The 12,472-nt window shown below is 40.5% G+C and carries 11 protein-coding genes and 1 pseudogene; 1 reads left to right on the plus strand and 11 read right to left on the minus strand.

Features of this window, described 5'->3' with window-relative positions; translation table 11 throughout:
- Positions 1–75 precede the first annotated feature (75 nt).
- The 7 genes from AC27K1_RS21345 to AC27K1_RS21375 all read right to left on the minus strand — a co-directional run bounded on the left by AC27K1_RS21345 (position 76) and on the right by AC27K1_RS21375 (position 7,170).
- Positions 76–489 (minus strand): FAD synthase family protein, encoded by a 414-nt coding sequence (locus AC27K1_RS21345; RefSeq protein ID WP_487152816.1) that lies wholly within the window; start codon positions 487–489, stop codon positions 76–78.
- A gap of 234 nt (positions 490–723) precedes the next feature.
- The gene (locus AC27K1_RS21350; protein ID WP_487152817.1) at positions 724–1,491 is read right to left on the minus strand and encodes a hypothetical protein; all 768 of its coding nucleotides are present in this window, start codon (positions 1,489–1,491) and stop codon (positions 724–726) included.
- 34 nt (positions 1,492–1,525) lie between these two features.
- Positions 1,526–2,413 carry a DUF6625 family protein gene (locus AC27K1_RS21355; RefSeq protein WP_487152818.1) on the minus strand — a complete coding sequence of 296 codons (888 nt, stop codon included), beginning with the start codon at positions 2,411–2,413 and terminating at the stop codon, positions 1,526–1,528.
- Between the two features lie 2 nt (positions 2,414–2,415).
- Positions 2,416–3,360 carry a glycosyltransferase family protein gene (locus AC27K1_RS21360; protein WP_487152819.1) on the minus strand — a complete coding sequence of 315 codons (945 nt, stop codon included), beginning with the start codon at positions 3,358–3,360 and terminating at the stop codon, positions 2,416–2,418.
- A gap of 51 nt (positions 3,361–3,411) precedes the next feature.
- Positions 3,412–4,584: a CDP-glycerol glycerophosphotransferase family protein gene (locus AC27K1_RS21365; protein ID WP_487152820.1), complete on the minus strand. Its 1,173-nt coding sequence runs from the start codon at positions 4,582–4,584 to the stop codon at positions 3,412–3,414.
- A gap of 120 nt (positions 4,585–4,704) precedes the next feature.
- On the minus strand, positions 4,705–5,844 hold the full coding sequence (locus AC27K1_RS21370) for a glycosyltransferase (protein WP_487152821.1): 1,140 nt from the start codon (positions 5,842–5,844) through the stop codon (positions 4,705–4,707).
- Between the two features lie 225 nt (positions 5,845–6,069).
- Positions 6,070–7,170 carry a glycosyltransferase gene (locus tag AC27K1_RS21375; RefSeq protein ID WP_487152822.1) on the minus strand — a complete coding sequence of 367 codons (1,101 nt, stop codon included), beginning with the start codon at positions 7,168–7,170 and terminating at the stop codon, positions 6,070–6,072.
- A gap of 349 nt (positions 7,171–7,519) precedes the next feature.
- Between AC27K1_RS21375 and AC27K1_RS21380 the strand changes: the two genes are divergently transcribed.
- Positions 7,520–8,800, plus strand: a complete 1,281-nt coding sequence (locus AC27K1_RS21380) for an O-antigen ligase family protein (RefSeq protein ID WP_487152823.1) — start codon at positions 7,520–7,522, stop codon at positions 8,798–8,800.
- 76 nt (positions 8,801–8,876) lie between these two features.
- On the opposite strand, the gene AC27K1_RS21385 is transcribed toward AC27K1_RS21380, so the two are convergent.
- The 4 genes and pseudogenes from AC27K1_RS21385 to AC27K1_RS21400 all read right to left on the minus strand — a co-directional run.
- Positions 8,877–10,142: a UDP-N-acetylglucosamine 4,6-dehydratase family protein gene (locus AC27K1_RS21385; protein ID WP_487152826.1), complete on the minus strand. Its 1,266-nt coding sequence runs from the start codon at positions 10,140–10,142 to the stop codon at positions 8,877–8,879.
- A 15-nt stretch (positions 10,143–10,157) separates the two neighbouring features.
- Positions 10,158–10,895 (minus strand): annotated as a pseudogene (locus AC27K1_RS21390) (nucleoside-diphosphate sugar epimerase/dehydratase); the annotation flags it as partial.
- A gap of 30 nt (positions 10,896–10,925) precedes the next feature.
- Entirely contained in the window at positions 10,926–12,098 is a 1,173-nt protein-coding gene (locus AC27K1_RS21395) for a DegT/DnrJ/EryC1/StrS family aminotransferase (RefSeq protein WP_487152824.1), read from the minus strand.
- A gap of 145 nt (positions 12,099–12,243) precedes the next feature.
- Positions 12,244–12,472, minus strand: a 229-nt coding sequence (locus AC27K1_RS21400) for a transposase (RefSeq protein ID WP_487152825.1), incomplete at its 5' end; no start/stop codon positions are given.

Here is a 12,472-nt window from a genome sequence, read left to right on the forward strand (position 1 = left end):
GTTCCCTGACCCTATATTTTTTCACAATTGATAACTATACGCGAGCGGTTTTGGATTAAATATAAAGAAAACTGATTAGACAAGCGGTGGAAGCACATTATTTGAACGCACAATCTCAATAATTTCAGACGTTGATATTGAAGGTGTTCTATCTAAATAAATTACATCGCAAATATCAGACAAATAATTAAACCTTCCTTTCCAATCATCACCCATAATGAGAATATCAGCTTTATATTCTTTTATGTAATCAGCTTTTAGCTCCAGTGACTCTTCAAGAAAGACATGATCAACGAAACGCATACAACTAACAATATGCATGCGCTCACGCTCATTATAAACTGGGTATTTATTTTTTTTACTATAATTCAAGTTATCAGTTGACACGCCAACAACAAGTCTGTCTCCATATTTTCTTGCACGCTCTAAGATTCTTGCATGACCGTAATGAAAAATATCGAATGTTCCAAATGTAATAACTGTTGTCATTATCAGTCTCTAAAAGTTCTCAAGAAAGAATTTAGGGAATCGAAAATCACACTAAAAAAACAATTCACTTCGATAGAGCACAAATAATACTTAGAATTTACCGTCTCATATCTCTTACAATTAATATAAACTGACAAAAACGCAATAAAATAACTCTTGCAACAATCACACAACCACTCTTTAATATTATAAGAAACATCAAATTTACAGGACACGAATATACCAAAAGAGCATTCAAGCTAAGATTAGTCCAAAAACCATCCCAACAATTAACACTAAAATTAAGACCGTAAAATCTATAACTCTCTTCTTTCTCTTCTTTCTGTCTTCTCGCACATCCAAAACATGATATCCATAACCTATATGAGCAACTGCATCATTCTGTAAAATGACAGCAAACAACCCACTATCCCGATAATAGCGGGAAATGTTTTTTTCGCTTTCGAATGACGAATAGCTCTTTAAACACTGATAATCTTTGAGTCGGCGAAGGCCAGGATTAAAAGAAAAACCTTGCCAATCTGGCTTACTGGAAAGTAAACGATTGAATAATACACCGTTTACGAACCCCGCTTCTCCTAGCGTATGAAAGTTACAATTAACCTTTATATCGTGGTAGTAACTTCTAAGCCAAACTTGAAGTATTTTATCATTTGACTGCAATACTTCTATTGAATCTTCAATAAAACCACTACGGTAAAATTCCCAGTCATCTTCACAATGGAATATATATGGCGTTTCAATTTTTGAATATGCCAAATCTATGGACTTCATTTGCCCAAGCTTAGGATTATTTATAATAACATCAAAAAAATCACTATAACCTTCTGGCAGGCATTGATAGACCTCATCCGACCCAGAATCCTCTGTAATAATTAATTTACGGATAGGATAGGTATTATAAGTAAAAAAACTATCAATTGTTTTCTTTAAGAGATCAAACCGGCCACAGCTAGTAATGACAAATGTTACGTCGCTATCTTTAGAAAAGTAATTTTTCATTAAATAATCACTACTTGTCTGTTTATATGAATTATCAAGAAATAGGCGAAAAACCATCAACCGACAGTTTCCATCCGATATCTAAATCTGCTAACGGAACATTATCCAGACAGTAACTTGATGGAAGTTTTGGCCACACTTCACTTTTCCAATACATGAAGTGAAGGTAAGGAAATTCACGCCCCCCATCCTTATTATTTGTTAAGGATCCCGGTCTTGAATACCATACTTCAGGGTAGTTACGTGTACCATCATGCCAAAGCGGTCTACAGTATGGTGTAGAATAGTCTTCTTCAAAGCGAGAATTTCTAATCAGCTTAGAATGGTAAGTGGCTAGCTTTCTCAACCAGTTCGGAAAATTCTTTCGCTTTACAAGAATATCGGAAAAATATTTCTCATCAAAAACACAATGAGCTGGTGATTCAGTTATTTGACGCCAACCTTTCACACTTTGATATAAACATCGCATTTCTTGCGTATTTTGCATTATACAGAGATGACCGGATACTCGTTTTGGAAAAGTTGATATAAGTTTATATTTTTCCAACATCTGATCTGTGTAATAACCTCGGAGATTGCCATAAACTACATCAAGATCACCAAATGCAAAATGACTATAATCTTTGAGCAATTGTTCGTGAATATGGCCCAACATTGGCTTTATATCACAAAGTTTGTAAGACTTATCTGGAGAGAAATTAATATTTAATCGCTCAGAAACCAGCTCAATATATTGACCAAACGTTACATCAACAATATGTACATTATCTGAACGAACTAACGGCTCACCACAATCTGTAAAAAGATACCAATCAACATTAGGGTTCCACTTACAGGACATTAAAAAGTAATTAATCCAAAACGGCCACTTCCCAAAATATGGTATGATGACAGCAAGCTTTATTTCTTTGTTCTGGGGCATAATTAAAACAAACCAAAAAATTTATTTTTTTGAACATGCGGCCTGAGAGCAGGTATCATTGATTTTATAGCCTGATACCCAACCGACTCCCAACTATATTTTTCTTCGACAAGAGTCTGACCAGACTTTGCAATATGAGCAGCCATTTCAGTATTATCACGAAGAATTGAAAGTTTATTCTGAAACTCTTCAATACTGCTATATAAGACAACGTTCTCCATATCTACAAAGCCTAAAGCCTTATTCTCAGGCACCCCTTGATCCCAGGCAAATAATAAACATCCACAAGCCATAGCTTCATAATTTTTAATCATATATTCGCCCATACCAACATCTGCACTAACGAAAAATCGAATACGATTTAACATAGCCAGATATTCATCACCAGAATTAGTGCGAGTTATATATAAATTCTCATTTTCAGAAATAGCATTAAGCATCTCGGCTCTTTGCTTATAAGACTTGCTTTTTATGCTCCCAACAAACCCCAGCTCGATATCACGATTAGCACCAGTATTGTATAGTAGTTTTTGGTCATAACCTTTGGGTACGAATACAGCATCAATCCCTTCATCCTGTAGCTTACGCGCTACGCCATACCCTGACACAAGCACACGAACCCAAGGTATCTTATGATAATAATTACTAAATTTCCCACGATACTTGTTATCCGTATAGTTTTGCCAAGCATCATGCTCTAATATCACCAAATTAGGAATAGTTTTAATAAACCTGACCTGCCTGATTTCCTTTTTCGTGCGAACCATTAGAACAATACGGTCATATACCGCAGTATCAACATTATACTTAAAATACTGCTTTAAATTTGCTTGCTCTTCATCTTCCAACCAGCGCGTATCACAATATGAGCAATTCTCAGCAATAGCATCGTATAGCCGATCAAGTATTACTCTCTGTTCTTTTTGGATCAAAAATAAAATACGCATAATCAATAAATCATTAATATTTAAAATAATTCTATAAATAAATTTAAAAGCTCAACTCATTGTTATCATCTTGTCGTAAATTCTTTGGCATGCGAATGCATCTTCATGCTGATGGAAAAGCCATTTTTGTGGATATTCACTATCAATTACATCATTTAACATTACTTTCATTACACCACTCAAACTAGCAACATCTTTTACAATCCTGCCTGGCAACACCTTTTCATAATTATACAAAAGCCCTCTATTTTTTATATAGTCATCAAGATCATATACAAATCTCACAATAGGCTTTTTCATTAAAAGATAGTCAACTAAAATACTTGAGTAGTCGCAAACAAGTAGTTCCGTCTTCCGTAAAATAATATTCGACTCAGAATAAATATCAATACCAAAATCTATAATCTTACCTTGCTTAATTAAGTCATGATGTTTTTCACGAAACTTATTCTGCAAAGGCAAGCCATGGTAGCGGAAACCTATAACACAACCATTTTCAGCTAAGCCATTAACTAAACCCATCAAATCAGAACTTTCGAAAAAACAGTCTTTTTCCTTGTTATCCCTTCCTGTAGGGCTATAAAAAACCAGTTTCCGTCCAGCCAGCTGGGATTCGATAGTCCTCAAATCATTTTGATAGTCCTTTGGCAAATCATTTTCAGAACAAAGTAACCAATCCGTTTTTGGTAGACCTGAAACAAATAGTCTATCACCATGCAATAAGTGACAGGCAGCCATCATTGCCTTATCTGTTGTCGATGAACAGCAAACAAGATCAAAACTTTTACTTTTATTGTAGGTATTATCAAGCTTACGAATTCTACCCTGATAACTTTCTTGTAGATTGCCCACTGCTTTTATAGGTATTCCATGCCACAAATTAATCAACTTATAGCCTTTGATACCATACAAAAGCCCTCTTAAAGGTTTCTTCCCATGAGTTATAATATAAAATTTTGCTCTCAAGGCTAAACGAAGAATATAGAAATTTATTCCCTCAGAGACTATAGCTTTCGGGTATTTTTCAGATATATCCTGAGTAGAACATATCCCACGGTTAACAATAACCAGCTTGAAACTATTTTTTTGATAAACATACTCAAAATACGCTCGAAGATTTCCACCCCAAGCTTGATCCTTATCAACAAAAAACAAGATTACATTTTTCTTCTTGATAAACAAAGACAAAACACTAAGGATATATTTTGAGAAAATCTCACTCACAACAAAACCTTTTTAAATTACAATATTTAACGAATCACATTGCGATTTATTTAACACCGCCCCAACCAGCAACTCATCACTTAGAAAAAATTATTTAAGATAATTAAAAACACACTTTTATTATTTTATAAGCAAAGAATCTATCAACGTAGAATATTTATAATAGAAAGCTTCAGATTTAAATCGTATTGAAACATCATCATATAAATCATTACCTACAACACGAAGTTGAAATTTATCCATCTGATAAAATTCATGTATCTTTTTAGCCAAAACTTCAACATTTCCTACTGGAAAGTGCAATTTTTTTTCTTTTATTATGTATGAAAACACTTCGATATTACTACATAATACTGGCACATGACCAGCAATAGCTTCAAGTAGCACCAAGCCGAAGCCTTCTCTTTCAGATGGCATTACAAACAAGTCAAATGCCCTAACATACTTATAGGCATCAAAAAGCGAGCCTACTATGAGCACCTCATCCTCTAGCGAATATTCTTCAATCAACCTTGATAAAAATATCTTATTTTCACCGTCACCAATTATAACAACTCTAATCAATGGAACATCGAAATTATTTTTTAACTGATAAATAGCTTTAATAAGATCATCGTGTCTTTTCCCCCTCTCGATCCTCCCAATACATCCTACAACAAATTCATTTTCTTTTACGCAAAGCTTTTTTCGAGCATCCTCACGTGCAAACTGATTTTTTATTAAATCATTAAAATCAAGTGCATTATCTATATAAGTCGTATTAAGTGATGTAGCACCAATTGACAAGTCAAGTAAATAATTTCTTAGCGGTGGAGAAACAGCAACCAATCGACAATTATCTTTAGAAAGAATCTTTCTCAATTGAAGTTTTATCTTTTCTTTAGGATTCGTATAACCATGATATACACACAAAACTGATGGCATACAAATTAAAGAATCAAGAATTGATAAATGATATAAACTTGTTAGCCCATCGCATATTACACAGTCAAAATTTATTTTTTTGAAAAAAATTGCAAGTTTCCTGCGCATTAGGTAAGAACCAATAATTTTTTTACCCTTCGCCACTTTCCGACTTGCTTTAAAATAGACTGCTTCTAGTTTGTTATTATCAAGAATACCATCCTCATAACCAGACAGATATAACGTCACCACAGTGTGACCAACTTTTTCAAGATGACTTGCCAAGTTATTATGAATTTTATTTACTGCGTGATGATCACGACGGCATGAAAAAAGCAAATTAAGTATTCTTGCCATAAAATCTATTAATAAACACCAAACAAAACCACGCCGCTAGAGCGTGGCCTTTTTAAAAATATTAATACTTACACAACAGATGACATTTCATAAGGCAACTCAAACATTCTAGTCACCCCAATAATCATCCACAAGTAAATAAAAGCTCACAATATAATCAGCTATCGACCTTCCACCCAAACAAAATCTCTCAATTCGAAACTACAATTAAATATATATTAAAAGTCACATATACTTATTAACAAAAGATAATTCCCAAAAGGCCTTTCTGACCCTTTCTTCAGAAAATAAAGATAGCACTTTATCTTCTATACGCTCCTTAATCTTGCCAACTTGATCTTCGCTAAGATTATAATAATCCTCAAGAATATTGGCTAGTTTAACGTCATCGCCAACTTCAAATGATTCACCGATACCTTCAATAGCTTCTTCATTACCATCACATCGACTGGCAGTACAAATATTACGCGCTGCAAATGCTTCAAGCAAAGCTACTGGGAGCCCTTCTCGGATTGAACTCAAAACAAAACAATCAAATGCCGCATAAAAGCGATAAACATCAGGCACCATGCCCAAGAGTATGACACGTCCATCTAAACCAGATTCATGTATCTGCTGTTTTAAATCCTCTTCCAAACGCCCCTTACCTGCAATAACCACTTTTGCGCTTGGGATACTTTCAGCTATCCGAGAAAACGCCCGGATCAACGTCGCCTGATCCTTGTCCGGATGTAAACGCCCCACATTGCCAATAATATAATCGCTTTCAGCTAGCCCTAATTTGTTACGAGCCTCTTTTTTCGATAGCAAATTCAAACGAATAGTTTCATAATCCAAGCTGTTATACAGGAATTCTATTCGGTCTTTTGGAAAGCTTACCAGGTCAGAACGAATATTGTCCCTTACAGCTTTTGACACTCCCAGCAACGCAATCTGCTCTCTATGTCGGTTAACATAAAAGCGGCGAGTCCATCGTTTATAACCACCCCTGATGTGATGAACACCAATGCAAAACAGTTCTGGTACATGTGATGCTATGTAGAGCGCTTTATAACGATGAGCAATAGCAAAACGAAACTGATATTGTTTGTTCAGTTTCTTCAAATCACGGATCGGTTGTCGTTTCAATCCTCTAATATCGCGTGAGCTGTAGTCCAGAAACACAACCTCATCAGAAGCAGATTCCTGAATGACTGTTTCATCAGGCTTACCCTTGAGGTAAACAGTGACAACCTTATATGCCGACCCCTTGAACAACCCGGCATACTGCTTGGCGACACTCAGAAAAGGTGCCTTGTAATCATGACATAGCTGGAGAACGTACACAGTCTCTCCTATACGATTAAAAAAACACGCTACCGCCCGACGGCCGTAAGTGCAAACCGCAAAGCTGAAGCAGTAGACACTACCCAGTGCAGGTAGAGGTTACCTGTTATATTTGTCAAAATCGCAAGATACTACATGCATGGCCAAGTGATTGCCAGAAGTTATCCGGATGTTCAACTTCATTACCAAAACCATTGAAGAGTAATCACACAACATATACGTACTATTACCTACAACTCGCAGTTCATAGGCTGTAGGTGATAAAATCCAAGTTAACTTTTGTGCAGTTACCTAAAGTACCGCGCCGAAATACTATGTAAAATAACCAGATTTTAAACTACTCAAGACGATGTTATTACTTTCCGATTCAACCAATAAAATCAGGGTCGTGCCAGGCTGGCTGGACCGTGCTGATCAAGTCATAAAAACACGCTTTCTTCCTTTTGGTCTGTTTTTACAACTGACAGGCATGCTCTGGCTTGGATCCAGTGGTGGTTACCTGACCCAGACCTATATCTGGTGCCTTCTGCCAGGGCTACTCTCATTAGCTATAGACATTTACCGCTATGGTTTAAGAGACTGCCTGTCGGGTATGACAATAGGCGAAAAGCTTCTAACAATCTTGTTTATCTGGATAATCGCCAACCCGTTCTTTGTCTCTGGCGGAATGGATATAGGTACTGTTCTCAATAGAGTACTGAAGATAGCGCTTTACCTATATGTTGTTCGCACCGTTATCCTGCAGCTACGAAGACCTGAGCGGCTCCTTCTAGTCGCGGCAGGTGTCGCGACCCTGTTCGCCCTGGGCACTATGATTTATCAGTTCGGCATATTGGATAAGCCAATTGGAATCAGGGCACTTGGAAGTGGCGGTTACCGGGTAGGCAGTCTTGAAATTGGTGAATTTGCACAACTTGGAAATTCGATACTTGCAGCACTTTACTATGGCAGTTTCGCATCCATCCTCTGTGGCTACATTGCAGCACGACCTTTCCGCTGGCAACGGCGTGTTCCCGCCATTATAGCTGTCGCGATTATTTGCGTTTTCATACTTCTCTCTGGCTCGCGTGGTCCACTGGTGGCTTTTATAGCCATGTCAGGAATGGCGCTGTTGATTTGCCAGTATTCATGGAAAAAACCATTGATTGCAATTCTCAGCGTGGCAGCGGGAATAGGGATATTTTTACTGCATGATGAAATTTTATCTCAATATAATCGCGTAATTGCTGATGGTTTCAATTGCCGTGTACCCACCTGGCACCAAGCTATTGAATATATCACCGGCAAACCGTTTATTGGGTATGGTGCAGACACCGATTTTGAAGCAATTTGTCGTGGAATGACTATAGATCACCCCCACAATATGTTTCTTCTTCTTGCCTATCATTGGGGATTGATTGCACCACTACTCTACCTAATGATATTAATTCATGGTTTTACACGAGCATTCAGCAACCAAATCGACTTACCTGAGTCGATAGCCTTGCCATTATTGGTGTTTGGACTAGTGGGCATGTTAACGGATACTTATAGTTTTCTGGTTCGTCCTGACTTGCAGTGGTTACTTTTCTTTTTACCTGTTGCAATATTAGCTGGTGCAACAAAAAGGAAAGAAGTTAAAAAAATCTGATAATTTAGAGTCGATTAAAAAAAATGCCTGCCGGAAATTTTTTCCGGCAGACATTGAGTAATATATGTTAAAGGTTTTAATGTATACAGACTTCGCTTCTTACCACATCATCAGAAACATGCATCCAATCAACAATATCTCCTGATGGACTAAAGCCATTGACAATAGCTACCAGGCATTTTTGCAACTCTGAAAACTGTCTTTCAGATGCTGTCTTTACGATCTGCTGTAATGCATTGTTTAAATCATACCAATCCAGCCTTGTTTCGATGGCCATACTGATTTTCGGATGGCTTGTACCTGTCACATTATTACCAATCAGGAGTTCTTCGTAGAGTTTTTCCCCTGGCCTGAGTCCTGAAAAGACAATCTCGATATCACCTTCCGGATTCTGTTCATCCCGCACTGTCAAACCGGTCAGGTTAATCATACGTTTGGCGAGATTAACAATCTTGACCGGTTGCCCCATATCCAGAACAAACACTTCACCGCCTTTTGCCATGGCACCTGCCTGTATGACCAAAAGCGCTGCTTCAGGAATCGTCATAAAGTAACGGTTAATATCAGGATGAGTGACTGTGACAGGACCACCGGTACGTATTTGTTCATGGAATAGTGGAATCACGGAACCACTGGAGCCCAGCACATTACCAAACCTCACCATGGTAAAGCACGTTGAAACGGGAACATTTTGCACCTGTTCGAGACCAAAGCGTTCCGCATGGTAAAACGTAACCACTTTTTCGTGTGAAAACGCCTGCAACACCATTTCCGCAAGCCGTTTTGAAGCACCCATGACATTGGTCGGCCGGACAGCTTTATCTGTAGAGATGAGGACAAAACGTTCGACCTGGGTCAAGATTGCAGCCTGAGCCGTATACAACGTACCCAAGGTGTTATTCCGTAACCCTTCTTCAATATTATGTTCCACCATTGGCACATGTTTATAGGCTGCAGCATGATATACCGTTTCAACACCAAACCGACGCATGGTCTCAATTAACCGTGATGGGTCGTTAATTGATCCAAGCACAGCCACTATTTTCGTGTGTCGGTGCTGTGCCAGCTTTTTCTGAATCTTCAATAAATCCTGTTCTATCGTATAGAGGTTAAACTCGGAGTGTTCATAAAGAACCAGGCTTAGTGGCTTTTGCTGTAAAATCTGGCGGCAAAGCTCAGAGCCAATAGAACCCCCGGCACCGGTCACCATCACCACCTTGCCAGTGATACATTTTTCCAACAGATCCGACCTTGGCGCAACCTCCTCCCTGCCAAGCACATCACCAATATCAACATGCTGGATCTCCTGCATTTTCATACGACCGCTGGCAAGGTCAGCCATTGCAGGCACCGTGCGAATAGGCAAGGCGTATTGCTCCAGGCTCTGTACGATCTCCCGACGCCTTGCCCTGCTGGCAGAAGGAATAGCCAGCAATACCTCTTGTGCACCGGACTCTCTCGCCATCTGTAAAAAATGCTTGGGTCGATAGATTTTTCGGCCCTGGATGGAGCGTCCGGAATGATCCTTCTTGTCATCAAGGAAAGCGACGGGCTGATACTCCAGCCCTTTATCCAGCGCAGACATTAACTGCACCCCCGCCGCTCCGGCACCGTAGATGGCAACGGGCACCCCATGGGCTGAATGCCCCTGCTTTTTCGGGAAAAACTCAGGAAAAATATCAGCAACGCTATGGCCTAACAGCCATGAGCGCATAAAGTAACGAGATAGCACCATAACTGGCAGCAATAGCAGCCAGTAGATAAATGGAATCGAACGCGGTATATGCCCCTGCCCAATCACAAACCCTGCCAACATCAAACATACTGCAGAGTAGGAACAGGCCTTGACGATGGTGATAAGCGAATCCGACCCCATATACCGCAGCACAGCCCGATATAACCCCAATCGGATAAGAAATGGCAGTGTGACAAATATTGCAATGATGTAGGCAGAAGAATAACGACTGATTGAATCAGTGATATCCAGGCGAATATAAAAAGACAGCCAAAGACACGTGGTAATTCCTGCAGTATCAAACAACAGACCCACAAGCCTTTTTCTTGAACGAGGGAGGTTTAACAGTAGCTGTCGCATGCGCAATCAATCCAAATTTTATGACGAGTTTCAGGAAGCAAGGGCCATAACATCCCGTATTACTGACACTGTTTTCTTGATCTCACTCTCAAGCAGGGTGGGATGAACCAGGAACATCAAGCTGGTTTCTCCCAGTTCCTTCGCTACCGGCAGACGTTCTTCTGGCCGGAAGCCTGTACCGTCGAAGGCTTTTTCCAGGTAGACCTCGGAACAGGAACCCTGGTAACAGGGTACGCCGCGAGCCATGACCTCATCAATAATCCGGTCACGGTTCCAGCCAGGCTTCAGGCATTCCGGACGCACAAACACGTAGTGCTTGTAACAGGCATGTTCAAACCCTTCGGGGATTTCCGGCACGCGCAGTGCGGCAAACTCACGACAGACTTCAGTAATCGCTGCCGCATTGGCCTGACGCTGACGCGTCCATTCCGGCATCCGCTGCAGCTGGATACGCCCGATAACCGACTGCATTTCCGTAATCCGCCAGTTTGTGCCGAAGGATTCATGCAGCCAGCGGAAACCGGGAGGATGCTGGCGATTGTATACTGCATCGTAGGACTTACCGTGGTCTTTGAACGACCACATGCGGCTCCAGAGTTCACGGTCATTGGTGGTGACCATACCGCCTTCGCCACCGGTGGTCATGATCTTGTCCTGACAGAACGACCAGGCGCTGATATGACCGGTACTTCCCACGGAACGCCCCTTGTAACGAGCGCCATGAGCCTGAGCGCAGTCTTCAATCACGAACAGGTTGTGTGTGTCCGCCAATGCCATGATCGGGTCCATATCACAGGGCAAGCCTGCCAGGTGAACACAGATGATGGCGCGGGTACGTTCGGTAAGCACCGCACGGACAGTCTCAGCCGTTATGTTCTGGGATTCACGATCCACATCCGCAAACACCGGCGTCGCACCAGCATTTACGATACTGCTGACCGATGCGAGGAAAGTGCGTGAGGTGACGACCACCTCATCACCCGCACCAATACCCAAGGCATTCAGCGCCAGGTCCAGCGCCAGGGTGCCATTGCCCAGGGCGATGGCGTATTCAGTGCCGCAATAGTCGGCAAACTCTCGTTCAAACTCACGGCTTTCGGTGCCGGTCCAGTAATTGACCTTGTTGGATAGCAGCACCTGGCTGACCGCATCAGCTTCTTCTGGCGTGAATGACGGCCAGGGGGAAAAAGGAGTATTCAGCATTATTTATCCGGAAATCAGAAGAGTGACCTACATTTATGGTCTTTTTTGCTAGCGAAACAGACAATCACACTTGCACAAGTGTGTATGGTGTGTATATTTATTGAGGCAGTGAACCTTTCAATGAAGAGTGCAGAACACGGCAAGATCATGAAACCCCTTGCCCCGCAAGGACTTCAGCCAGAAACGTTGTGCTTCGCGAAGCCTTCTTCTGTTTCCTTTTCAGGCCGCCGCTAAAGCTTTTCACATCGTTGAGAAGGTTAAAGGCAATATGTCGAAAGCCAGCCAGGATTTCTGAGGCGTCTCCCCGTCGAATCCTGCAATCATCTTCACCCATCGCCACATCAAGCTTCCAGTGCAGTTTATTCTCTATATAC

The sequence above is a fragment of the Kistimonas ophiarachnellae genome, from assembly GCF_057552235.1.

What these genes read in the sequence shown, in the direction of transcription:
- AC27K1_RS21345 (WP_487152816.1), bottom strand. Translation starts at nt 489, where the DNA reads ATGACAACAGTTATTACATTTGGAACATTCGATATTTTTCATTACGGT.
- AC27K1_RS21350 (WP_487152817.1), bottom strand. Translation starts at nt 1,491, where the DNA reads ATGAAAAATTACTTTTCTAAAGATAGCGACGTAACATTTGTCATTACT.
- AC27K1_RS21355 (WP_487152818.1), bottom strand. Translation starts at nt 2,413, where the DNA reads ATGCCCCAGAACAAAGAAATAAAGCTTGCTGTCATCATACCATATTTT.
- AC27K1_RS21360 (WP_487152819.1), bottom strand. Translation starts at nt 3,360, where the DNA reads ATGCGTATTTTATTTTTGATCCAAAAAGAACAGAGAGTAATACTTGAT.
- AC27K1_RS21370 (WP_487152821.1), bottom strand. Translation starts at nt 5,844, where the DNA reads ATGGCAAGAATACTTAATTTGCTTTTTTCATGCCGTCGTGATCATCAC.
- AC27K1_RS21380 (WP_487152823.1), top strand. Translation starts at nt 7,520, where the DNA reads ATGTTATTACTTTCCGATTCAACCAATAAAATCAGGGTCGTGCCAGGC.
- AC27K1_RS21385 (WP_487152826.1), bottom strand. Translation starts at nt 10,142, where the DNA reads ATGGCTGACCTTGCCAGCGGTCGTATGAAAATGCAGGAGATCCAGCAT.
- AC27K1_RS21395 (WP_487152824.1), bottom strand. Translation starts at nt 12,098, where the DNA reads ATGCTGAATACTCCTTTTTCCCCCTGGCCGTCATTCACGCCAGAAGAA.